The organism is Bradyrhizobium cytisi (assembly GCF_008123515.1).
GTDB classification, from domain to species: domain Bacteria; phylum Pseudomonadota; class Alphaproteobacteria; order Rhizobiales; family Xanthobacteraceae; genus Bradyrhizobium; species Bradyrhizobium cytisi.
On the sequence record NZ_VSSR01000058.1, the window covers coordinates 28,450 to 48,646 of the forward strand.

The following is a 20,197-nucleotide window of genomic DNA, read 5'->3' on the forward strand; positions in this document are numbered from 1 at the left end:
AGCGCGGCGATGGCAAGTGTCACGGGCAGCCGCATCACGCGCGCCTTGCAAAGCAAGAACTGAAGGTCAAGGGAGAAGCCATATGTCCAATTCGAAAGACGTCGTTCGCAAGGTCCTTGACCAGGTCAAGGCCGACAACCGCGCCAGCCTGACCGCCCCGGAAGGCAAGCTGGTCTGCGACGCCTACGGCATTCCGGTGCCGAAGGAGGGCGTGGCGAAGTCGGCGGGCGAGGCCGGCAAGATGGCGTCCTCGATGGGCTTCCCGGTGGTGATGAAGATCGTCTCGCCGGACATTCTCCACAAGACCGAGGCCGGCGGCGTCATCGTCGGTGTCAAGACGGCGCAGGATGCCGAGAAGGCCTACGAGACCATTCTCGGGAACGCCAGGAAGTACAAGGCCGATGCCAAGATCGAGGGCATCCAGGTCCAGCAGATGCTGGCCGGCGGCACCGAAGTGATCGTCGGCTCGATCACCGACGGTTCGTTCGGCAAGCTGGTCGCCTTCGGCCTCGGCGGCGTGCTGGTCGAAGTCTTGAAGGACATCACCTTCCGCCTCGCGCCCGCGACCAAGGAAGACGCGCTTTCGATGCTCGACGGCATCCAGGCGCATGAGATTCTGAAGGGTGTGCGCGGCGGCGAGCCGGTCAACCGCACGGCGCTGGCCGACGTCATCGTCAAGGTCTCGCAGCTCGTCACCGACTTCCCTGAGATCGTCGAGCTCGACCTCAATCCGGTGTTTGCGACGGCGAGGGACGCGATCGCGGCCGACGTGCGCATCGTCGTCGACTTCGCCTACAAGCCGAAGCCGAAGCCGCGCCCGACCGAAGAGATCGTCGCGGCCATGAGCCGCATCATGCAGCCGAAGGCGGTCGCTGTGGTCGGCGCCTCAGCCGAAGACGGCAAGATCGGCAACTCTGTGATGAAGAACCTCATCAACGGCGGCTACAAGGGCGACATCTATCCGATCCATCCCAAGGCCGCCGAGATCCTCGGCTACAAGGCCTACAAGAGCGTCAAGGACGTACCGGGTGTGATCGACACCGCCGTGTTCGCGATCCCCGCGAAGTTCGTGGCTGCGGCGCTGATCGAATGCGGTGAGAAGAAAATCCCGGGTGCGGTGCTGATCCCGTCGGGCTTCGCTGAAGCCGGCGCGCCGGAGCTGCAGGCCGAGATCGTCGAGGTCGGCAAGAAGTACGACATTCGCCTGATGGGGCCGAATATCTACGGCTTTTATTATACGCCGGCGAACCTCTGCGCCACCTTCTGCACGGCTTACGACGTGAAGGGCCACGCGGCGCTGTCGTCGCAGTCGGGCGGCATCGGCATGGCGATTATCGGCTTCTCGCGCTCGGCCAAGATGGGCGTCTCCGCGATCGTCGGCCTCGGCAACAAGTCTGATATCGACGAGGACGATTTGCTCGCCTTCTTCGAGCAGGATCCGAACACTTCGATCATTGCCCAGCACTGCGAAGACCTGAAGGACGGCCGCGCCTTCGCTGAAGCCGCCAAGCGCGTCTCGAAGAAGAAGCCGGTCGTCGTGCTCAAGGCCGGCCGCACCTCGGCCGGCGCGAAGGCGGCCTCGTCGCACACCGGCGCGCTCGCCGGTAACGACAAGATCTATGAGGACGTCCTGGCGCAGTCGGGCGTGATCCGCGCCCGCAGCTTGCGGCAGCTGCTCGAATTCGCCCGCGGCGTGCCGGTGCTGCCGACGCCGAAGGGTGAGAACGTGCTGATCATCACCGGTGCGGGCGGCTCGGGCGTGCTGCTGTCGGACTCCTGCGTCGACAACGGCCTGTCGCTGATGTCGATGCCGCCGGATCTCGATGCGGCCTTCCGCAAGTTCATCCCGCCGTTCGGCGCGGCCGGAAATCCTGTGGATATCACCGGTGGCGAGCCGCCGATCACCTACGTCAACACGGTGAAGCTCGGCCTGTCGGACGAGCGCATCCACTCGCTGATCCTCGGCTACTGGCACACCATCGTTACGCCGCCGATGGTGTTCGCCCGCAATATGGTCGAGGTGAAGAAGGAGATGGAGGCCAAGGGTTTTGTGAAGCCGATCGTTGCCTCGCTCGCCGGCGACGTCGAGGTCGAGGAAGCCGCCGAATACCTCTACCAGAACGGCATCCCGGCCTATGCCTATTCGACCGAACTGCCGGTCGAGGTGCTCGGCGCCAAGTACAAATGGGCGCGCGGCGCAGGGCTGCTCTGAGAAGAGACGCCGCTTCGGCATGATCCGAAGCGGGTGGTTGTTCACCTCTCCCCGCGTGCGGGGAGAGGTCGGATTGCGAAGAAATCCGGGTGAGGGGGACTCTCCGCGAGTCTCTTTGTCACCGTGATCGTGGAAGCAGCCCCTCACCCCAACCCTCTCCCCGTAAGAACGGGGCGAGGGAGAACGTGCAGGTCGCGATGGGCAAGAACGTGATCCGGCGCAAATCGCTCGAAACACGATCGGCATCGGAGGCCGATCGTGACGGCGGCGTGCAGTCCGTCGACCGCGCGCTGTCGATCCTCGAGACGCTCGCCGAGGACGACGAGGGCTATCGCCTCAGCGATCTCGCCGTCCGCACCGGCCTGTCGGCCTCGACCGTGCACCGCCTGCTGGCGACGCTGGAAAGCCGCCGGTTCGTGCAGTTCGACCGCGCCGTATCCAAATGGCATGTCGGGGTGCGCAGCTTTACCGTGGGCGCGAGCTTTGCGCGGCGACGCAATTTCACGGCGCAGGCGATTCCTTATTTGCGCAAGCTGCGCGATTTGACTCGTGAGACCGCCAATCTCGCCGTGGTCGACGACGAATTCATCATCGTGCTGACCCGCATGGAGAGCCGCGAGATCATGCGCTCGCTGACCAAGGTCGGCGGCCGCGTCGCGATGGTCACCTCAGGCGTCGGCAAGGCCGTGCTTGCGACCTATTCCGACGAGGATGTCGGCGCCGTCATCCGCCATCACGGCATGCCCAGGCTGACGGAAAAATCCATCGTGCGGCCAAGCGACCTGTTCAAGGAGCTGGCGGCGGTCCGCAAGCAGGGGTTTGCGATCGATGACGAGGAGGCGCAGATGGGCCTGCGCTGCGTCGCCGCCGTGGTCTACAACGCGCTCGCCGAGCCGCTCGCCGCGATCTCGGTGTCCGGCATGACCAGCCGAATCACGGACGATCGATTGCCTGAGGTCGGCCGGATGGTGCGCGAAGTGGCCGCAGAGCTCACGGCTGCGCTCGGCGGCGTCGTGCCGGAGCCGAAAACAAACTGAGCCCAGTTTCGGTTGGCCGTGCCCCGTCAAAAATCAGCTCTGGCGGCAAGGGCCCCGACATCGGTATATCCATCCACCGTTGTCGCGCCCTTTTTGGGGAATGTCATGCCTTCCGAGCTCCGTTCGCCCCGTCTCGCCGTCCTGATCGATGCTGACAACGCGTCCGCGAAGATCGCGGACGGACTGTTCGATGAAATTGCCAAGATTGGCGAAGCCAGCGTTCGCCGCATCTATGGCGACTTCTCCAACGCCCGGTCCAGGGCCTGGGCCGACATCCTGTCGAAGCACGCCATCATCCCGCAGCAGCAGTTCGCCTATACGACGGGAAAGAATGCCTCCGACATCACGCTGGTGATCGACGCGATGGACCTGCTTCACAGCGGCCGGTTCGACGGCTTTTGCCTGGTCTCGTCCGACAGCGACTTTACCCGTCTCGCCGCCCGCATCCGGGAGCAGGGCGTCGACGTCTTCGGGTTCGGCGAGCAGAAGACGCCGGAAAGTTTTCGGCAGGCCTGCCGAAAGTTCGTCTACACCGAGAACCTGCTTGCCGCCCCAGCGAACACCCAGGATGCCGCCTCGAGGTCGACCTCGCTTCAGCCGCCTGACGCAGCCGTCCCCATGATCAAGAAAGTCATCGCCCAGATGGAAAGCGAAGACGGATGGGTTTCTCTCGGGGAAGTCGGAAAAGGGCTCACGAACCTTGCCCCCGATTTCGATTCGAGAACCTACGGCTCCCGCAAGCTGAGCGATCTTGTGCGAAAGACGAATTCCTTCGAAATCGATGAGCCGAAGGGCCGGTCGATGCGGATTCGGGTCAAGTCCACTGCCGCACCACCGCTAAGAAGGCGGAAGCCGCGCAGATCAGCAGGGTCGGAGGCAGCAGGCGGGTCGGCGCCTAAGGCGTAAGCAGGGTGTGCCGTTATATTTGAGCTTGCCCGGTTTGGAGCAGGGCGTAACCATCGTGCGGCCGTAACGCCACGCGAGGGTCCAGATGACCAAACTTACCCGCTTCGCCGTCGCTCCGCTGCATGCGATGACCCGGCGCCTTGCCGACGTCGCTTCGGCGCGCCTCGCGCCCGATCTCGTCATCACGGGCGCGCGGGTGCTCTCGACCTATTCCGAGCGGATCCATCCCGGTCGGGAACTGTGGATCACCGGCGGCCGCATCGCTGCGGTGAAGCCGGCCGGCACGGCCAGGAAAGCTTGGAGCGACGTTGCGGTGTACGACGCGGCGGGCGGCATCATCGCGCCGGGGCTGGTAGATCCGCACATCCATATCGAATCCTCGATGGTGACGGCCTGCGCCTATGCCGAGGCCGCGCTGCTGAACGGCACCACCACGATCTTCTGCGACAGCCACGAGATCGGCAATGTCATGGATGTCGCCGGCGTTGAGGCGATGCTGGAAGACGCCCGCGAAGCGCCGCTCTCGATCTTCTTGACGGTGCCGTCGACCGTGCCGGCAACCTCGGCCGCACTGGAGACGGCCGGCGGCGACCTCACGCCCGACAAGATCGCCGGCCTGTTCGACCGCTGGCCGGAGGCTGTCGCGCTCGGCGAGAAGATGGATTTCGTGCCTGTAACGATGGGCGACGAGCGCAGCCACGCCATCCTCGCGGCGGCCTTGAAACGCGGACGGCCGGTCTCTGGCCATGTCTATGGCCGCGAATTCGTCGCCGCTTATGCGGCAAGCGGCGTGACTGACACCCATGAGGCGATCGATCGCGACATCGCCGATGATCTGCTCGATGCCGGTGTTTGGGTTTTTCTTCGCGGCGGACCGCCGACCACGCCCTGGCATTCGCTGCCGCAGGCGATCCGTACCGTCACCGAGTTAGGGGCTTCGCACAAGCGGACCGCGGTGTGCACCGACGACCGCGACGCCGATGATCTCCTGCTGTTCGGTCTCGACTGGGTGGTGCGCGAAGCCGTCAAGGCGGGGATGTCGCCGGAGCAGGCCTGGTCGATGGGCTCGCTGCATGGCGCCACTCGCTTCGGCACGGACGGCGACATCGGTGGCCTCGGCGGTGGCCGCCGCGCCGATCTCGTGCTGATGGACGGCAATCTCAAGCCGCAATCGACCTGGTATGGCGGCGAGCTGGTCGTCGAAAACCGCAAGATCACGCCGCGGCTCGATCAGGCGCTGTCGCAGCGCTATCAATATCCGAAGGCGGCCTATGTCACCGTGAAGCTACCAGAGAACCTGAAGCTGACGCCGGAATTGCCGGCGAAGGCCTGCACCGTCAACGCGATCAAGACTGCGCTGCCCGGCATCACGCTGATCCATGAAAAGGTCGCGATCGAGCCGGCCAATGACTGGCCGTCGCTGTTCGCGCGCTACAGCCTGTGCTTCGTCACCGTGGTCGAGCGTCATGGCAAATCGGCCGGCAACGTCGCATACGGCTTGCTGAAGGACTTTGGTTTGAAGCGCGGCGCGGTCGCCTCCAGCGTCGGCCACGACAGCCACAACATCATTGTCGCCGGCACCAACGAGGGGGACATGCAGGTCGCGATCGCAGCCATCAAGGCGCAGCAGGGCGGCGTCTGCGTCGTCGCCGATGGCAAGGTGAGGGCGCTGGTGCCGCTGCCGATCGCTGGCCTGCTCTCTGACAAGCGCGTCACCGAAGTCGCTGAAGAAGTCAAAGTGCTGAAGACGGAATGGGCGGAGGCCGGCTGTACCATCCCCTACATGGGCTTCAATTTGATTCCGCTATCGGTCATTCCGGAAATTCGCATCACCGACAAGGGCCTCGTGCTCGTGCCGCAGATGGAGCTGGCGCCGCTGTTCGAGTGAAACGCTTCCACGGATATCTTGCCCTAACCAATTGAGACGACCGCGATTTTCCGCGGGCTGCCGCATCGTGGAAAATAAAATCTGCTGCGTTGAGATCGCATCTCGCGCACCCGATGATCTCGCTCGCTGACTTAAACCAAGCGAGGTCCGATATGGCGAAGATGCGAGCTGTCGATGCAGCCGTGCGTATCCTGGAGAAGGAAGGCATCTCGACCGCCTTCGGCGTTCCCGGGGCTGCGATCAATCCGCTTTATTCGGCGCTGAAGAAGCGCGGCTCGATCCGCCATATCCTCGCGCGCCATGTCGAGGGCGCTTCGCATATGGCCGAAGGCTACACCCGGGCCACGGCCGGCAATATCGGCGTTTGCATCGGCACTTCGGGGCCGGCCGGCACCGACATGATCACCGGGCTCTATTCGGCGATTGCCGATTCCATCCCGATCCTTTGCATCACCGGACAGGCGCCGCGCGCGCGACTCTACAAGGAGGATTTCCAGGCGGTCGACATCGAATCGATCGCAAAGCCGGTGACCAAATGGGCGGTCACCGTGCGCGAGCCGGCGCTGGTGCCGCGCGTGTTCAGCCAGGCGTTTCATGTGATGCGCTCGGGCCGGCCCGGGCCTGTGCTGATCGACATGCCACTCGACGTGCAGCTCGCCGAAATCGAGTTCGACGACGAGACCTATGAGCCGCTGCCGGTCTACAAGCCGACCGCCTCGCGAAAGCAGGTCGAGAAGGCGCTGGAGATGCTCAATGCATCCGAACGTCCCCTGATCGTGGCGGGCGGCGGCATCATCAATGCCGATGCCTCGGATCTGCTAGTGGAATTCGCCGAAATCGCCAACGTGCCTGTAGTGCCGACGCTGATGGGATGGGGCGCGATCCCCGACGATCACGTCCTGATGGCCGGCATGGTTGGCCTCCAGACCAGCCACCGCTACGGCAACGCCACGCTGCTGGAATCCGATTTCGTGCTCGGTATCGGCAATCGCTGGGCCAACCGTCACACCGGCTCGGTCGAGACCTACACCAAGGGCCGCACCTTCGTGCATGTCGACATCGAGCCGACCCAGATCGGGCGGGTGTTCAATCCCGATCTCGGTATCGTCTCGGACGCGAAGGCCGCGCTCGAGCTCTTCGTCACCGTCGCCAGGGAGTGGCGACGTTCCGGCAGGCTCCGCGAGCGCCAGGCGTGGCCCGCTTCCTGCCGCGATCGCAAGAAGACCATGCTGCGCAAGAGCCATTTCGACAACGTCCCGATCAAGCCGCAACGCGTCTATGAGGAGATGAACAAGGCGTTCGGCCGCGACACCACCTATGTCACCGTGATCGGCCTGTCGCAGATCGCCGGCGCGCAGTTCCTCGGCGTCTACAAGCCGCGCAACTGGATCAATGCGGGGCAGGCGGGCCCGCTGGGCTGGACGCTTCCCGCCGCGCTCGGCGTGCGCGCGGCGTGCCCGGATCGAGACATCGTGGCGCTGTCCGGTGACTACGACTTTCAGTTCCTGATCGAGGAGCTCGCGGTCGGGGCGCAGTTCAATCTGCCCTACATCCACGTCGTCGTGAACAATTCCTATCTCGGCCTGATCCGCCAGGCCCAGCGCGGATTTGACATGGACTATCACGTCCAGCTCTCCTTCGAGAACATCAACGCGCCTGAGCTGGGCGGCTACGGTGTCGACCATGTTGCCGTTGCCGAAGGTCTTGGCTGCAAGGCGATCCGCGTCACCGATCCCAGGGACACGCAAGCGGCCTTCGCCACGGCGCGCGAATTGATGAAGAAGCACCGCGTGCCCGTGGTGGTCGAATTCATCCTCGAGCGCGTCACCAATATCGCGATGGGGACCGAGATCGACAATATCGTCGAGTTCGAGGAGGTGCTGGACTTAGCCCTCGACGAGGTCGGGACCACGCGCCCCGGCGTGCTTCAGCCGGCAGAATAGGGGAGCATCATGCCGAAATTCGCCGCCAACCTCACCATGCTCTTCAACGAGATGCCGTTTATCGACCGCTTCGCCGCGGCCAAGGCGGCGGGCTTTGCCGGCGTGGAATATCTCTTCCCCTATGATTTCGACAAGGCGCTCCTGCGCGAGCAGCTCGAGGCCCACGGGCTGACGCAAGTGCTGCACAATCTGCCCGCTGGCAACTGGGCCGCCGGCGAGCGCGGCATCGCAATTTTGCCTGAGCGCACCGCCGAATTCCGCGACGGCGTGTTCCGCGCCATCGACTATGCCAAGGCGCTCGATTGCGACCAGCTCAACTGCCTCGTCGGGATTGCGCCCGTCGATGCCGATCCGCACGAGCTGCAAGAGACGCTGGTCGGAAATTTGCGCTTCGCGGCGTCGACGCTGGCGCGCGAGAACATCAAGCTGCTGGTCGAGCCGATCAACACGCTCGACATTCCCGGCTTCTTTCTCAACGGCACCGAGCAGGCGGTACAGCTGATCGCCGAGGTGCGGTCGAACAATCTGTTCATCCAGTACGACATCTATCACATGCAGATCATGGAGGGCGATCTCGCCCGCACCATGCAGGAATATCTGCCGCAGATCGCCCACATCCAGCTCGCCGACAATCCCGGCCGGCATGAACCGGGTACCGGCGAGATCAACTATCCTTTCCTGTTCCGCCATCTCGACGCGATCGGCTATCGCGGCTGGATCGGCTGCGAATACAAGCCGCGCACCACGACGCTGGAAGGCCTCTCGTGGCACGCCGCGCGGACATTCGAGACCTGAGGAAACGCAGACATGATTGACATCGGCTTCATCGGACTTGGCACCATGGGACGGCCGATGGCCGGCCACCTTCTGGCTGCGGGCCATCGCGTTCTCCTGCATGACGTCGTGCCGGTCGCGCCGGAGCTGATCGCGGCAGGCGGCGTCGCCTGCAAATCGGCCAAGGAAGTGGCGGAGGAGGCGGATGCCGTCATCATCATGGTGCCGGATACGCCGCATGTAGAGGCCGTGCTGTTCGGCAAGGACGGCGTGGCGGGCGGCATCTCCAAGGGCAAGATCGTGGTCGATATGAGCTCGATCTCGCCGCTGGCAACCAAGGAATTCGCAAAGAAGATCGAGGCGCTTGGCGCGGATTATCTCGACGCGCCGGTATCAGGTGGGGAGGTCGGCGCCAAGGCTGCTAGCCTCACCATCATGGTCGGCGGTCCCGAGCGCGCCTTCACTACCATGAAGCCGGTCTTCGACGAGATGGGCAAGAACGTCACGCATGTCGGGGCCAATGGTGACGGCCAGACGACGAAGGTCGCCAACCAGATCATCGTCGCGCTGACGATCGAGGCGGTGAGCGAAGCGCTGCTGTTCGCCTCCAAGGCCGGTGCCGATCCCGCGCTGGTGCGCAAGGCGCTGATGGGCGGGTTTGCCTCGTCGCGGATTCTCGAGGTGCATGGCGAACGCATGGTGAAGCGCAATTTCGATCCGGGCTTCCGTATCGAGCTGCACCAGAAGGATCTCAATCTTGCGCTCGAAGGCGCGCGCGCTCTGGGTCTTTCACTGCCGAGCACGGCGGTGGCGCAGCAATTGTTCTCGTCCTGCACCGCGCATGGCGGCAAGGGTTGGGATCATTCGGCGATGTTGCGGGCGCTGGAACTGATGGCCGGGCACGAGATCGCCGCGGCGTAAGTGTTACGCAGTGACACTCTCCAGATTTGGCGCGTCTTTCGCCGCGGGGGAACCGGAACAATTGTCCCGGCCCGGCGGTTGAAGGCGCATCAACAAGCACTGGAGGGTGTGGACATGAAAACCCGTCTTGCGATTTCGTTGGTTGCCGCGTCGCTGCTGGCGTCGAGTGCAGCCTTCGCCCAGTCGACAACCGAAGAGGGCGCCAGGAATGGCGCACGTGCGGGCGGAGACGTCGGCGGCCCGGTCGGCGCGATGGTCGGCGGCACCGTCGGTGCGGCCGTTGGCGCTGGACTGGAAATTCCGAATGCGATCCTCGGCGGACTCCCGCGCGATGATTCCGTCGTGGTTCACGAGCGCGTCGTGGTCGGCGAGCCGCTGCCCCCGACCGTGGTGCTGCGCCCCGTGCCGAACTACACCGAGTACCGCTATGCGGTCGTGAACGATCGCCGCGTGATCGTCGAGCCGCGCACGCGCCGCGTCGTCAAGATCATCGATTGATCGACGCGTAAGAGTTGGAACATAGCGCCCCGCGGAGCGACGATCCGCGGGGCGCTATCGTCAGTGACGAAACCCTAAAGCGGGTCGCGCACGCCGAGGCCGTGCATGAAGCGCTCTCGGATCTGCACGGGATCCCTGCGGGTGGTGCCGACACCGGGCTTGTCGTCGATGCGCAGCGCGATCAGGCTCGGCTCGTCAGCCGACATGGCCTCGTCGACGAGGCGTTCGAAATCCTCCTCGTCCGCGGCCCAGGCGCTGTTGGTGAGCCCCGAGCCTAGGGCGATGGCGACGAGATCGGCGACACCGGCGGCCGGCGTCGGCTGCGCGCCGGTGATCTGGTAGATGCCGTTATCCATCACGATCATGATCAGGTTCTTCGGCTTCAAGGCCGCGATGGTCGAGAGCGCGCCGAGCTGCATCAGCAGCGAGCCGTCACCTTCGAGCGCGAAGACGCGGCGGTCGGGCTGCGCCAGCGCCACGCCGAGCGCGATCGGGAAGGCGAGACCCATGCTGCCGAGCATGTAGAAATTCTGTGGGCGGTGGCCGGCGGCCCAGAGGTCGAAATTGGTGTTCCCGATGCCGCCGATTACCGCTTCCTCGTGCTTGAGCTTTGCGATCAGGCGCGAGGTCAGATCGAACCGGTTCATCACCTTGGTATTGCGCGTGTTCGTTTTTGAACTCATTTGGCGGCACTCACTTGTCGAAGACCTTGCCGCCGGTGAGCAGCGGGTTGAGGATCAGCGCTACCGGCGCCTGCGTCGTGACGGCCTGCTTGATCGAGCGGTCGGCGATGAATTCGAGCTCGTCGAGCCGGGTGATGGTGTGGTGCTCGAGCGCCAGCGAATCCAGCACCGGGCGCATGGTGCGGCAGACCAGCGACTGGCCGTAATTGAACTCGCCGAGCGTGCCGCGCTCGGAGACGAACATGATCAGCGGGATCTGGTAGGGCACCGCGAGCGAGGCGAGCGTGTTGGCGAGCGTGGCAAAGCCCGAGGTCTGCATCAGCACCGCGCCGCGCCGCCCGCCCATCCAGGCGCCCGAGACGATGCCGACGGCCTCTTCCTCGCGGGCGGTCGCAAAGGTCGTGAAGAATGGATCGGCGTGGAGGTTCTTGATCAGCGGGGTCAGCACGCGGTCGGGCACGTAGGGGATGAGGCTGATCTCGTTCCGCTTCAGGGTTTGCAGGACTATCCCGTGCCAGCTCTTGTCGCTGGACGCCTGCGTCGAAGTCTGCTGCTCCGCAATCGCCATTGCGTTCTCCCTTGAGCCGCGCATGTTTCTTGGTCTTGGCCAATGTCGCGGCGTTCTACCGAACTTGACGGAGCGGGCGGGATTGTCAACATGCCCGGGCCGGCACCGTGATCTGCGCCAGACGGCCTGCCAACGCCGGCACCGCCATGTCATAAGCGGGATAAGAAAGCGGGAGGACGCATGGACGGGGCGCGTATTGCGCTGACCTTGCGGGTCTCCACGAGAGAGCCGGAAGGGTCCTAATGTCGGTCAACAGCAAGCGCGTCTTCTACGTCAAATATCTTGCCAACCCGATCTACATCGACATCCTGAAGGCGCGGCCCGACGTCCGGCTCGACCGCATCGAGAACGAGAGCCCCGCGGACTTTTACGCTCCGATCCTGAGCGCGGCCCATGTTTACCAGATCGGCGCCGCCCGCGACGAGCTGGCGCCGCACTTCCATGTCGATGCCACCTTCCTCAAGCGCACGCCGAACCTGCTGCTGGTCTCCAGCAATGGCGCGGGCTTTGATCCCGTCGACGTCGAGGCCTGCACGAATGCAGGCGTGCTGGTCGTCAACCAGTCCGGCGGCAACGCGCATTCGGTGGCCGAGCACGCGCTGGCGATGATGCTGACCTTGTCCAAGCGCATCATTCAGTCCGATCGTCGCTTGCGCCGTGAGCCCAATGTCAACCGCAACGAGCTCGTCGGCAATGAGGTCGAGCACAAGACCGTCGGCATCATTGGCCTCGGCAATGTCGGCCGCCGCATCGCCGCGTTGTGCAAGGGCCTGCTCGGCATGAAGGTGCTGGCTTACGACCCGTACCTTTCGCCCGAAGTGATGGCCGAGCGGGGCGGCGAGAAGGTCGAGCTCGACGAGTTGCTGCGCCGCGCCGATTTCGTCTCGATCTCCTGTCCGCTCAACAAGGGCAGCCGCAACATGATCAGCGTACGCGAGTTCGGCCTGATGCAGCCGCACGCCTATTTCATCACCACCGCGCGCGGCTTCATCCATGACGAGGACGCCTTGCTTGGGGCGTTGCGCGACAAGCGTATCGCTGGTGCCGGCCTCGACGTCTGGTCCAAGGAGCCGCCGCCGCCGGAGCATCCGCTGCTGCAGTTCGACAATGTGCTGGCGAGCCCGCATACGGCCGGCGTCACGATCGAGGCGCGCCAGAACATGGGCCGTATCGCGGCCGAGCAGGTGCTGGAGACGCTCGATGGCAAGCGGCCGCCGCGCATCATCAATCCCGATGTCTGGCCCGTTTATGCCGCGCGCTTCAAGCAGGCCTTTGGCGTTGCGCCTGGGTAGCGCGCGCGAGGGGCTGTTGCGCGCGCCGATCATTGGTTACTACGGTAAAAATACAATGCGGCGCATCTTATCGTTGGCGTGAATGAACGCGTATGACTTGTCCTGTAGATCAGGTTCCATGAGCATACTTTCGATTGCGACATCCGGACTTTCTGCGGCGAGCTTGCGTGTGAGCGTGGCCGCGAGCAACATCGCCAATGTCCGCACCACCGGCCCGCTACCTGCGTCGGGCCGATCGAGCACCTCGGCCGGCAGTTCGAGCACGAGCTCGACTTATCCCGCGGCTTATGTGCCGTTGCGGGTCGATCAGGTCGACCAATCGAGCGGCTCGGCGCCCGGCGGTACGATCGCGACGGTGTCGATAGTGTCGCCGAGTTATGCCGCACAATCCGACCCGAGCGCTGCCTTCGCCGACCAAGGCGGCCTGGTCGCCGCGCCGAATGTCGATCTCGCCAATGAGCTCGTTCAAATGGCGGCTGCAAAGTACAGCTTCATCGCCAATGCGAAGGTCATTCAAGCCTACTCCGAAACGACGGAGTCACTCCTCGATATCAAGACTTGATGGCTGACCGATCGTACCGACGCCTGAATTGGCGGCTGGAACCAGCGCCGGCTTGATCTCCGTCAAAATCTGTCTCCCCGCAACCCGATAAATGGGATTAGATTGCCGCCGGGGCAGCAGGGAGGTCCCATGTCAACTTATGTCGTCAGGTTCATGAAGGACGTGCTCGGCGAGTACGGCCGGCAGATCGAGGTTTGTCAGGGCGCACTCGAGATCGACGCCGCCGACGAGGACGAAGCCAAGGAGCGGGCGAAGGCGAGGTTTTGCAAGGACCAGGCGTTGCGTCACTGGTCGCTGCATGCCGATCGCATCCAGGTCAGACCGGCTGACTTTACCTCGTAGGCCTAGCGCCCGGGCGCCGCGATCGGCGGCGGCGCGCTGACGCCGGCGCCGAGCGAACGCTGCACCATGACGGTATCGGACCAGCCGCCATGGCGGTAAGCGACGCCGCACAACAGGCCGACGCGCGCGAAGGCGAATTTTTCGTGCAGCGCCAGCGAAGGGGCGTTATCGGCATCGATATAGCCGATCATCTGGCGGAAGCCGGCCGCCGCACAGGCATCGATCAGCTCCTGGAGCAGCAGCCGTCCGACGCCGCGGCCGAGATGCCCGTGGTGGACATAGATCGAGTGCTTGGCCGTGTAGCGATAGGCCGGACGCTTGCGGAACAGCACCGCATAGGCGTAGCCGATCACTTCGCCGCGATAGCTCGCGACGAGATGCGGCAGGCGGGTCTGTTTCAGGTTCTTGCGCCGGTCGCGCAGGTCGTCCGGTTCTGGCGCGCCGGTTCCCTCGACATCGCGCGGCACGCCATTGCGGACGTGATGGCGGTAGATCCGCAGCATCGCCTCGATATCGCTCTCGCGTGACGGCCGGACCAGAACCGGCTCGTCATCGGCGCGTGCAATCGCTGTTTCGTTCATCGGCCCCTACTCGGCAACGACGTAAGTATAGAGCCCGATCCGGCCGCGCGCATCGACCTCCTTGTAGACGCCCTGGATTTCCACATCGAAGCCCGGAAACGTATTGAAGCAGGTCTCGAACATCCTGAGATAATCCACCATGGGCTTGGCTCGTTCCGTTAGCCGCTCGCCGGGGACGATGGTGGCGATGCCGGGCGGATAGACCACAAAGGGCGTGGTCGCGATGCGGCCGGCGATCGCCTCGATCGGCAGATAGTCGACGTCGTTCTTGAACAGGAAGCGCGCGGCATCGCGCGGCGACATGGCAATCTCAGGCATGTGCTCCGGCATGAACTGCCGCGCCTGAAGCGCGCTGACATCGGCGGTACGGAAGAAGCGGTGCATCTCGCCGCAGAGGTCGCGCAGTCGCACGCCGGCATAGCGCGCCTGCCGCCGCTGATGGAATTCCGGGATCGCGTCGGCCAGCAGCGCATTGTCGTCGTGCAGTCTCTTGAAGGCGACGAGGCCGGAGATCAGCGTGCCGGCCTTGCTGGCCTCGACGCCGGGGGTGAGCAGGAAGAGCAGGGAGTTGAGGTCGTTCTTCTCCGGCACGATGCGGTTTTCGCGCAAGTACTGCGCGACGACCGGGGCGGGGATGCCGTGCTCGGCATAGGCGCCGGTGGTGCGGTCGAAGCCGGGCGTGAGTAACGTCAGCTTGTTCGGATCGGTCATGGCAAAGCCTTCGGCCATGCCGGGGAAGCCGTGCCAGTTGCTGTCAGGGCCGAGCTGCCACAGCGCGGGATTGGTGGCGAGCTCGTCGGTCGACAGCGTCTCCCAGGCAACATTATGCGCGGCGCCGGGGCGGCTGACGTCGGGGATGGCAACGCGATCGGGCACGAACGGCTCGAAGAACCAGCGCCGGTCCGCGTTCTGTTCCTTCTCCTCGAACTCCCGGCGCATGGCGCGGATCTTTTTGCGCAGCTCGATGCCGAGGCGGATGGTGTCGTCCCAAAGCACTTCGCCGGAGCGGCCCTTCATCATCTGCGCGCCAACGTCGAGCGAGGCGAACAGCGGATAAAACGGCGAGGTCGAGGCGTGCTGCATGAAACTTTCGTTGAAGCGGCGGTGCTCGACGCGCCGCTTCTGGCCGCGGATGTGGCGGTCCTTGATATGGATCTGCGAGGCCTGCGAGAAGCTGGCAAGCTGCTTGTGGGTCGACTGCGTCGCGATGATGCCCGGTGCCTCCGGCGGGAGATTGGCAAGCCCCATCGCGAAGCGGCCGACGTAGAGCGGGTGGAACTTCATGAAGCCGGCCCAGGCCTCGTCGAACAGGATGTATTCGCAGAGGTGGCCGATGCGCTTCAGGATCATTTCGGCATTGTGAATCGTGCCGTCATAGGTGCATTGCTCGACCACGGCGACGCGGAACGGCCGTTCCTTGCGCCAGGCGTCCTTGTCCGTGACCAGCGGATGGTTGCGGATCGTCTCGCGCAGGGCCCGTTCGTCGAGCGCGTCCCAGCGCATCGGACCGATCAGGCCCCAGGCATTGCGGATGGTCGGGACATAGACCGGAATTCCGCCATTGATCATCAGCGCGCCGTGATGGGCGGCCTTGTGGTTGTTGCGGTCGAACAGCACGAGGTCGCCGTCTGTGACGAGCGCGCCGAGCGCGACCTTGTTCGAGGTCGAGGTGCCGTTGAGCACGAAATAGGTCTTTTCCGCACCGAAGATCTGCGCCGCCTCCTTCTGCGCCTTCAGCGCCGGACCCTCATGGGTGAGGAGGTCGCCGAGATCGAGCACGGAATTGTCGAGGTCGTCGCGGAACACGGACTCGCCGAGATGCTCGACGAAGACCCGGCCGATCGGGCTTCGGTTGTAGAACACGCCGCCATTGTGGCCCGGACAGGTCCAGAGCTGGTTGCCTTCCTCGGCATAATCGACCAGCGCGCCGAAGAACGGCGTCTTCAGCGTCTCGGCATATTGCTTGAGCCGGCTGATCAGGTTCTTGGCTATGAAGGTCGGCGTCTCCTCCGACAGGAAGACATAGCCATCGATGAAGTCGAGCACCTCGACCGGGAGATCCTCGAACCGCTTGCGCCGGATCAGGAGGATGATCGGGAAGTCGAGGCCGCGGCGCCGCATCAGATTGATCAGCGCCGAGGTCTTGCCCTCCAGGCCTTTCTTGCCCCAATCCACCACCATGCAGCCGATCGCGGCGTCGGTCTGCACCGCCATCTCGGCGTCCTCCAGCTTGCGGGCCCGGACCACCTCGAAGCCGGAGCGCTGGATCTCCTCGATGATCTGGTTGAAACGGACGCCTTCGAGGTCGTCGGCGTCGAATACAGGTGCGGCGAACAGGAAGTTGAAGCGCTTGAAATAGTCCATGACGTGTCCCGAATGTGCAGAGACTGACAGGTCTCGGCACATTCGATGACAGTTCTATGACGGTGCGCGGGATGGCCCCAGCCCGCGCTTGCGGGGCGAGGGAAACGCTACCGCTTCGCCTCGCCGAACACCACCGTCGGCACCGCGCGATTGACGACCTCGCGAAGCGCAAAGCTCGATTGTACCCGCGCCACGCGCGGCAGGCGCGACAGTTCGGTGCGGTGGATGCGCTCGAAATCCTGGATGTCGCGGGCGAGCACGATCAGGATGTAGTCGTCGGTCCCCGACATCAGGAAGCAGCGCACGACGGAGGGGCACTTTACCACCTCCGCCTCGAACGCCTTCAGCGCCTCGTCGCTCTGGCTCTCAAGCGCAATGCGCACCAGCACCGTCGTGGTCAGGCCGAACTGCGCCAGATCGAGCGCGGCCTGGTAGGCCTGGATGTAGCCGTCATCCTCCAGCGTCTTCTGCCGCCGTGCCAGCGCGGTGCTGGAGAGGCCGACCTTGTTGGCGAGCTCGGTGTGGCTGGCGCGCGCATTGGTCGTAAGTTCCGCGAGAATCGCGAGATCTTTCCGGTCGAGGGCCAAGGTTTTGTTTCCAGCGTGAAAGGACACTTCCGCGACCGAAACCGGCGCGGGACGGCCAAAACTACCGGATATTTGCACGAAACCAAACTGCCTGCGCCGCTACGATCATGGGGTGAATCAAAAGGAGCCCAGGATGCGTGTCGGTGTGCCCAAGGAGATCAAGGTGCAGGAATATCGCGTCGGGCTCACCCCGGGCGCTGTCCGTGAATATATCGCGGCTGGGCATCAGGTCACGGTTGAGACTGGAGCCGGCAGCGGCATCGGTGCGTCCGACGAGGTCTATCAGCGGGCGGGGGCCTCCATTGCCGCCGGTGCGCGCGACATCTTCGCCAAGTCCGACATGATCGTGAAGGTGAAGGAGCCGCAGAAAAGCGAATGGGCCCAGCTCCGCGAAGGCCAGATCCTGTTTACCTATCTCCATCTCGCGCCCGATCCCGAACAGGCCAAGGGCTTGCTCGCGTCCGGCTGCACAGCGATCGCCTATGAAACCGTCACCGACGCGGCCGGTCACCTCCCGCTGCTCGCGCCGATGAGCGAAGTCGCCGGCCGCCTCGCCATCGAGGCCGCTGGCGCCGCGCTCAGGCGATCGGCCGGCGGTCGCGGGCTGCTGCTCGGCGGCGTGCCCGGCGTGCAGCCGGCGCGCGTCGTCGTGCTCGGCGGCGGTGTGGTAGGAACGCAGGCCGCGCGCATGGCCGCAGGCCTCGGTGCTGAAGTCACCGTGATCGACCGCTCAATTCCTCGTCTGCGCGAGCTAGATGATGTCTTCCTCGGGCGGGTGCGCACCCGCTTTTCGACCATCGAGGCCGTCGAGGAGGAGGTGTTTGCCGCCGACGTCGTGATCGGTGCGGTGCTGGTGCCGGGCGCGAGCGCGCCAAGGCTCGTGACGCGTGCGATGCTCAAATCGATGCGGCCGGGTGCTGTGCTGGTCGACGTCGCGATCGACCAGGGCGGCTGCTTCGAGACCTCGCACGCGACGACGCATGCGGAGCCGACCTACGAGGTCGACGGCGTCGTGCATTATTGTGTAGCGAACATGCCGGGCGCGGTGCCGGTGACGTCGAGCCAGGCGCTGAACAATGCGACGCTGCCGTTCGGTCTGATGCTCGCCAACAAGGGCTTTGCTGCCGTGCTGGAGAATCAGCATCTGCGCAATGGGCTCAACGTCCATCGCGGCCGCATCACCAACAAAGCGGTGGCGGAAAGTCTCGGGATGGATTTTGCCCCGGTGGGAAGCGGGCTGGCGGCGTAGAGTCGCCAGACCTACGCCTTCGTCGACCTGTGCGGCCCGAGGTCCGGATCGTGCGTCATGCGCGATTAGTCCGCCAAACGCCACGGCATCGCCGAAAACGCGCGGCCGCTCGAGTTGCGGTAGTAAGTGCTCATGGTAGTCGTCGAGCAGGTCCGGGTGGACGCCATGGGCCCTCCAACCCGGCAAAAGAAGAAAACTATTGCCTCAAGCTAGTCCGGCGGAAGGAGTTTCCCCGCCGGGGGGCAAAAACGCCAATCGCTTCCATTGCTGTTTGAGGCCGAAACGACGACATTTCGGTCACAGATTGATGGATTGGCCCATTATGGAACGCACTGGATTTGAGCCGTTCGGCGAGCAGCTGGTGTCCGCGACGGACACCCAGCCGAAGTCGCGCGCCGCAAAGCTCGTGTTGCGGGCCGGCACCGGCCTGTTCTGGTCGCTGGTCGCCGCCATCGTCCTGGCGCGTGCGGCCTTCTTCGAGCCCGGCGTCTACGACAGCTTCAGCCACGTGGCTTCGATCGCCAAGAACCTGCTGTTCTAAGCCGGTTATTCCGGGCTGAGGATATAACTTCTCTCGGCCCTGATATGTCGAAAACTTATTTCCCAGTCCAGCGACCCTGCGTATAAATCCTTCTCCCTAGGGAGAGATTTGTGCCGCAGAATCAAGCATCCAGCCCGGCCGATGCCAAGCCGGCGACCGTCGCGAGCCGTATTGCGGCGCTGATTCCCGGCATTCTCCTCTGCATCGCCGTGGCCGGCGTTTCGGCCTCTCTTGAGCGGGCCGAACTGGGCGTCTTCGAGCACCCCTATGTCGAGGCGCTGGTGATGGCGATCCTGCTCGGCATGGCGCTGCGCAGCTTCTGGAAGCCGGCGACGCGCTGGCAGGCCGGCATCGCTTTCAGCGCCAAGCAGCTGCTCGAGGTCGCCGTCATGCTGCTGGGCGCCTCCATCAGCTTCGCCGCTATCGCAGCTTCGGGCATCGCCCTTTTGGCATCGATCGCCGCTGTCGTCGTCGTGGCGCTCTCCGTCTCCTTCGGCCTCAGCCGCCTGCTTGGTCTGTCGACGCGGCTCTCGATCCTGATTGCCTGCGGCAATTCCATCTGCGGCAATTCTGCCATCGCGGCGGTGGCGCCGATCATCGGCGCCAACAGCGATGAGATCGCATCCTCGATCTCCTTCACCGCCATCCTCGGCGTGATGATGGTGCTGGGCCTGCCGCTGCTGATCCCGCTATTGCAGCTCACCGCCACGCAATACGGCATCCTCGCGGGCCTGACCGTCTATGCAGTGCCGCAGGTGCTCGCGGCGACGGTGCCGGCCGGACTCGTCTCGACGCAGATCGGCACGCTGGTCAAGCTGATGCGCGTGCTGATGCTGGGGCCCGTGGTCGTCGGCCTCTCACTGGTCGCCTCGCGCTGGCAGACCGGCGCCAAGAAGACCAATGTCGGCTTCTTCCGTCTGGTGCCGTGGTTTATCCTCGGCTTCCTTGTGCTTGCGACGCTGCGCTCGCTCGAGATCGTGCCGGTAACCGTCGTAGGGCCCGTGACGAAGATCACGAGCTTCCTCACCGTCGTGTCGATGGCTGCGCTCGGCCTCGGCGTCGACGTGCGCGTGCTCGCCAATGTCGGCGGCAGGGTGACGGCCGCGGTGACGCTGTCGCTGATGCTACTTCTAGGGATTAGCATCGCGCTGGTGCACTGGTTTAAGTGAGGCGAGCGAAACTGCCGTAGGGTGGGCAAAAGCGCGTAGCGCTGTGCCCACCGTTCTCACCGCGATCGGAAAAGAAATGG

General features: G+C 64.3%; 19 protein-coding genes. 14 read left to right on the top strand and 5 right to left on the bottom strand.

The features are described 5' to 3' along the window. Positions 1–82: 82 nt before the first annotated feature. The 8 genes from FXB38_RS30400 (at position 83) to FXB38_RS30435 (ending at position 10,179) form a co-directional block, all read left to right on the top strand. Positions 83–2,212: an acetate--CoA ligase family protein gene (locus tag FXB38_RS30400; RefSeq protein ID WP_148754668.1), complete on the top strand. Its 2,130-nt coding sequence runs from the start codon at positions 83–85 to the stop codon at positions 2,210–2,212. A gap of 197 nt (positions 2,213–2,409) precedes the next feature. After that, positions 2,410–3,249: an IclR family transcriptional regulator gene (locus FXB38_RS30405; protein WP_148754710.1), complete on the top strand. Its 840-nt coding sequence runs from the start codon at positions 2,410–2,412 to the stop codon at positions 3,247–3,249. A 105-nt stretch (positions 3,250–3,354) separates the two neighbouring features. After that, complete coding sequence (locus FXB38_RS30410) at positions 3,355–4,155, top strand: NYN domain-containing protein (RefSeq protein ID WP_148754711.1); 801 nt, start codon at positions 3,355–3,357, stop codon at positions 4,153–4,155. Between the two features lie 85 nt (positions 4,156–4,240). Then, positions 4,241–6,043, top strand: a complete 1,803-nt coding sequence (locus tag FXB38_RS30415; RefSeq protein ID WP_148754669.1) for an adenine deaminase C-terminal domain-containing protein — start codon at positions 4,241–4,243, stop codon at positions 6,041–6,043. A gap of 152 nt (positions 6,044–6,195) precedes the next feature. Further along, positions 6,196–7,986, top strand: a complete 1,791-nt coding sequence (gene gcl, locus FXB38_RS30420; RefSeq protein ID WP_148754670.1) for a glyoxylate carboligase — start codon at positions 6,196–6,198, stop codon at positions 7,984–7,986. 9 nt (positions 7,987–7,995) lie between these two features. Beyond that, a complete protein-coding gene (gene hyi / locus FXB38_RS30425) occupies positions 7,996–8,781 on the top strand; it encodes a hydroxypyruvate isomerase (RefSeq protein ID WP_148754671.1) in 786 nt (261 codons plus the stop codon). Between the two features lie 12 nt (positions 8,782–8,793). Continuing rightward, the gene (locus tag FXB38_RS30430; RefSeq protein WP_148754672.1) at positions 8,794–9,681 is read left to right on the top strand and encodes a 2-hydroxy-3-oxopropionate reductase; all 888 of its coding nucleotides are present in this window, start codon (positions 8,794–8,796) and stop codon (positions 9,679–9,681) included. Between the two features lie 114 nt (positions 9,682–9,795). After that, on the top strand, positions 9,796–10,179 hold the full coding sequence (locus FXB38_RS30435) for a DUF1236 domain-containing protein (protein ID WP_148754673.1): 384 nt from the start codon (positions 9,796–9,798) through the stop codon (positions 10,177–10,179). A 74-nt stretch (positions 10,180–10,253) separates the two neighbouring features. Here FXB38_RS30435 and FXB38_RS30440 read toward each other — a convergent pair whose 3' ends face one another. After that, positions 10,254–10,862, bottom strand: coding sequence for a thiamine pyrophosphate-dependent enzyme (locus tag FXB38_RS30440; protein ID WP_148754674.1), 609 nt, complete (start codon positions 10,860–10,862; stop codon positions 10,254–10,256). A 10-nt stretch (positions 10,863–10,872) separates the two neighbouring features. Beyond that, the gene (locus tag FXB38_RS30445) at positions 10,873–11,430 is read right to left on the bottom strand and encodes a thiamine pyrophosphate-binding protein (protein WP_187435251.1); all 558 of its coding nucleotides are present in this window, start codon (positions 11,428–11,430) and stop codon (positions 10,873–10,875) included. 242 nt (positions 11,431–11,672) lie between these two features. Between FXB38_RS30445 and FXB38_RS30450 the strand changes: the two genes are divergently transcribed. The 3 genes from FXB38_RS30450 to FXB38_RS43115 all read left to right on the top strand — a co-directional run bounded on the left by FXB38_RS30450 (position 11,673) and on the right by FXB38_RS43115 (position 13,626). After that, positions 11,673–12,722 carry a hydroxyacid dehydrogenase gene (locus FXB38_RS30450; protein ID WP_148754676.1) on the top strand — a complete coding sequence of 350 codons (1,050 nt, stop codon included), beginning with the start codon at positions 11,673–11,675 and terminating at the stop codon, positions 12,720–12,722. 118 nt (positions 12,723–12,840) lie between these two features. Then, positions 12,841–13,284: a flagellar basal body rod protein FlgC gene (locus FXB38_RS30455; protein WP_148754677.1), complete on the top strand. Its 444-nt coding sequence runs from the start codon at positions 12,841–12,843 to the stop codon at positions 13,282–13,284. 129 nt (positions 13,285–13,413) lie between these two features. Next, positions 13,414–13,626: a hypothetical protein gene (locus tag FXB38_RS43115; protein WP_187435252.1), complete on the top strand. Its 213-nt coding sequence runs from the start codon at positions 13,414–13,416 to the stop codon at positions 13,624–13,626. Between the two features lie 2 nt (positions 13,627–13,628). On the opposite strand, the gene FXB38_RS30465 is transcribed toward FXB38_RS43115, so the two are convergent. The 3 genes from FXB38_RS30465 to FXB38_RS30475 all read right to left on the bottom strand — a co-directional run bounded on the left by FXB38_RS30465 (position 13,629) and on the right by FXB38_RS30475 (position 17,158). Next, complete coding sequence (locus FXB38_RS30465) at positions 13,629–14,207, bottom strand: GNAT family N-acetyltransferase (protein ID WP_148754678.1); 579 nt, start codon at positions 14,205–14,207, stop codon at positions 13,629–13,631. Between the two features lie 6 nt (positions 14,208–14,213). Next, the gene (locus FXB38_RS30470; RefSeq protein WP_148754679.1) at positions 14,214–16,571 is read right to left on the bottom strand and encodes an Orn/Lys/Arg family decarboxylase; all 2,358 of its coding nucleotides are present in this window, start codon (positions 16,569–16,571) and stop codon (positions 14,214–14,216) included. A gap of 107 nt (positions 16,572–16,678) precedes the next feature. Beyond that, positions 16,679–17,158 (bottom strand): Lrp/AsnC family transcriptional regulator, encoded by a 480-nt coding sequence (locus FXB38_RS30475; protein WP_187435253.1) that lies wholly within the window; start codon positions 17,156–17,158, stop codon positions 16,679–16,681. A 133-nt stretch (positions 17,159–17,291) separates the two neighbouring features. On the opposite strand from FXB38_RS30475, the gene ald reads away from it, so the two are divergent. From ald to FXB38_RS30490, 3 genes are all read left to right on the top strand, one after another. Further along, complete coding sequence (gene ald / locus FXB38_RS30480) at positions 17,292–18,407, top strand: alanine dehydrogenase (protein WP_148754681.1); 1,116 nt, start codon at positions 17,292–17,294, stop codon at positions 18,405–18,407. A gap of 322 nt (positions 18,408–18,729) precedes the next feature. After that, positions 18,730–18,948 (top strand): hypothetical protein, encoded by a 219-nt coding sequence (locus tag FXB38_RS30485; protein WP_148754682.1) that lies wholly within the window; start codon positions 18,730–18,732, stop codon positions 18,946–18,948. Between the two features lie 110 nt (positions 18,949–19,058). Continuing rightward, positions 19,059–20,117: a YeiH family protein gene (locus FXB38_RS30490; protein ID WP_148754683.1), complete on the top strand. Its 1,059-nt coding sequence runs from the start codon at positions 19,059–19,061 to the stop codon at positions 20,115–20,117. Positions 20,118–20,197: the final 80 nt, after the last annotated feature.

Coding starts and splice junctions, on each gene's coding strand:
- FXB38_RS30485 (WP_148754682.1), top strand. CDS start 18,730: ATGGAACGCACTGGATTTGAGCCGTTCGGCGAGCAGCTGGTGTCCGCG.
- FXB38_RS30445 (WP_187435251.1), bottom strand. CDS start 11,430: ATGGCGATTGCGGAGCAGCAGACTTCGACGCAGGCGTCCAGCGACAAG.
- FXB38_RS30465 (WP_148754678.1), bottom strand. CDS start 14,207: ATGAACGAAACAGCGATTGCACGCGCCGATGACGAGCCGGTTCTGGTC.
- FXB38_RS30470 (WP_148754679.1), bottom strand. CDS start 16,571: ATGGACTATTTCAAGCGCTTCAACTTCCTGTTCGCCGCACCTGTATTC.
- FXB38_RS30400 (WP_148754668.1), top strand. CDS start 83: ATGTCCAATTCGAAAGACGTCGTTCGCAAGGTCCTTGACCAGGTCAAG.
- FXB38_RS30455 (WP_148754677.1), top strand. CDS start 12,841: ATGAGCATACTTTCGATTGCGACATCCGGACTTTCTGCGGCGAGCTTG.
- FXB38_RS30435 (WP_148754673.1), top strand. CDS start 9,796: ATGAAAACCCGTCTTGCGATTTCGTTGGTTGCCGCGTCGCTGCTGGCG.
- FXB38_RS30405 (WP_148754710.1), top strand. CDS start 2,410: ATGGGCAAGAACGTGATCCGGCGCAAATCGCTCGAAACACGATCGGCA.
- FXB38_RS30440 (WP_148754674.1), bottom strand. CDS start 10,862: ATGAGTTCAAAAACGAACACGCGCAATACCAAGGTGATGAACCGGTTC.
- ald (WP_148754681.1), top strand. CDS start 17,292: ATGCGTGTCGGTGTGCCCAAGGAGATCAAGGTGCAGGAATATCGCGTC.
- FXB38_RS30450 (WP_148754676.1), top strand. CDS start 11,673: ATGTCGGTCAACAGCAAGCGCGTCTTCTACGTCAAATATCTTGCCAAC.
- gcl (WP_148754670.1), top strand. CDS start 6,196: ATGGCGAAGATGCGAGCTGTCGATGCAGCCGTGCGTATCCTGGAGAAG.
- FXB38_RS43115 (WP_187435252.1), top strand. CDS start 13,414: ATGTCAACTTATGTCGTCAGGTTCATGAAGGACGTGCTCGGCGAGTAC.
- FXB38_RS30415 (WP_148754669.1), top strand. CDS start 4,241: ATGACCAAACTTACCCGCTTCGCCGTCGCTCCGCTGCATGCGATGACC.
- FXB38_RS30430 (WP_148754672.1), top strand. CDS start 8,794: ATGATTGACATCGGCTTCATCGGACTTGGCACCATGGGACGGCCGATG.
- hyi (WP_148754671.1), top strand. CDS start 7,996: ATGCCGAAATTCGCCGCCAACCTCACCATGCTCTTCAACGAGATGCCG.
- FXB38_RS30410 (WP_148754711.1), top strand. CDS start 3,355: ATGCCTTCCGAGCTCCGTTCGCCCCGTCTCGCCGTCCTGATCGATGCT.